We start from the raw sequence: 1,700 nt of genomic DNA, 5'->3' as shown, positions 1-1,700 counted from the left end.
AGCCGTCAGGCGGGCTTTGTGCGGTGTTGCCTTATTTCCCGTTTTCCTTTTTCCACTCCAGATATTCCTCATAAGTGCCCTGCCGGTCGATGCAGCCTTCCGGCGTGATCTCGATAATGCGGTTTGCCACAGTTTCCAGAATCTCGTGGTCGTGGGAAGACAGAATGACTACGCCCTTGAAGTTCACCAGACCGTTATTGACAGCGGTGATGCTCTCCAGATCGAGGTGGTTGGTAGGTCTGTCCAGAAGCAGTACATTGGAGTGGAACAGCATCATGCGGGCAAACATGCAGCGAACCTTTTCGCCGCCGGACAGCACCTTGACCGGCTTATAAATATCATCGCCGGAGAACAGCATTCTGCCCAGGAAGCCCCGAAGGAACGTTTCGGTTTCGTCCGATGTGGAATACTGGCGGATCCAGTCCAGAATGGAATCATCGTTGTCGTTGAAGTATGCGGAGTTATCCACCGGAAAATAGGAAGTGGAAGTAGACACGCCCCATTTGAACGTACCCTCGTCCGGCTGTTCTTCCTCCATGAGAATCTTGAACAGCATGGTGATCGCCTGTTCGCTCTCGCCGATAAACGCCACCTTGTCGGTGCGTCCCAGCGTAAAGCTGACGTTGTTCAACAGCTTCACGCCGTCCACAGTCTTGGAGATACCGCTGACCTGCAACACTTCCTTGCCCAGTTCCCGATCCATATCGAAGCCGATAAAAGGATAGCGGCGGCTGGACGCAGGGAGTTCTTCCACAGTCAGGTTGTCCAGCAGCTTCCGGCGGGAAGTCGCCTGTTTGGACTTGGACTTATTGGCGGAGAAGCGGGCAATAAAGGTTTTCAGTTCGGCGATTTTATCTTCAACCTTTTTGTTCTGCTGTTTGATGAGCCGCTGCATCATCTGGCTGGATTCGTACCAGAATTCGTAGTTGCCCACATACATTTTGATTTTGGTATAGTCAATATCCACGATATGGGTGCAAACGTCATTGAGGAAGTGACGGTCATGGGAAACCACGATAACGGTACCGAAGTACTCGGACAAAAAGTCCTCCAGCCACGCAATGGCATCAATATCCAGATGGTTGGTCGGCTCGTCCATGAGGATAATATCCGGATTGCCGAACAGAGCCTGTGCCAGCAGGACTTTCACCTTTTCATTACCGGAGAGGTCTGCCATTTGCTGATAGAGCAGTTTTTCCGGCAGACCCAGCCCCTGAATCAGCTTGGAAGCGTTGGATTCCGCCTCCCAGCCGTCCAGTTCAGCGAATTCCGCTTCCAGTTCAGAAGCCAGAATGCCGTCCTCCTCGGTAAAATCCTCCTTGGCATAGAGGGCATCTTTCTGCTGCATGATGTCGTACAGCCGCTGGTTGCCCATAATAATGGTATTCAGAACGGTATAGGCATCATAGGCGAAGTGATCCTGTTTGAGGACACTCATGCGGAGATTTTTCGGAATGGTCACTTCACCGGTAGTAGGTTTCAGCTGACCGCAGAGAATTTTCAGAAATGTGGATTTTCCGGCACCGTTTGCACCGATAACACCGTAGCAGTTGCCGGGGTTGAATTGCAGGTCTACATTTTTGAACAGCGTATCGCCGCCGAATTGCAGACTAACGTTAGAAACAGTAATCATAATTATCATATCCTTTCGCGGCGGGTCGCCGCCGACCCTACGCCCCAATTTCAAGAGTAAAAAGGGT

The 1,700-nt window shown here is 51.3% G+C and carries 1 protein-coding gene; it reads right to left on the bottom strand.

Annotated elements, in window-relative coordinates; all coding sequences use genetic code 11:
* Positions 1-31: 31 nt before the first annotated feature.
* Positions 32-1,633: an ABC-F family ATP-binding cassette domain-containing protein gene (locus tag RUMCAL_RS07705; protein WP_040647537.1), complete on the bottom strand. Its 1,602-nt coding sequence runs from the start codon at positions 1,631-1,633 to the stop codon at positions 32-34.
* Positions 1,634-1,700 lie beyond the last annotated feature (67 nt).

This window comes from Ruminococcus callidus ATCC 27760 (assembly GCF_000468015.1).
GTDB classification, from domain to species: Bacteria; Bacillota; Clostridia; order Oscillospirales; family Ruminococcaceae; genus Ruminococcus_C; species Ruminococcus_C callidus.
Note: the sequence above shows the minus strand (reverse complement) of the source record. Positions and strands in the feature narration are given on the sequence as shown.

Excerpts from the sequence above, each read along its gene's own strand:
- RUMCAL_RS07705 (WP_040647537.1), bottom strand. The coding sequence starts at position 1,633 with ATGATTACTGTTTCTAACGTTAGTCTGCAATTCGGCGGCGATACGCTG.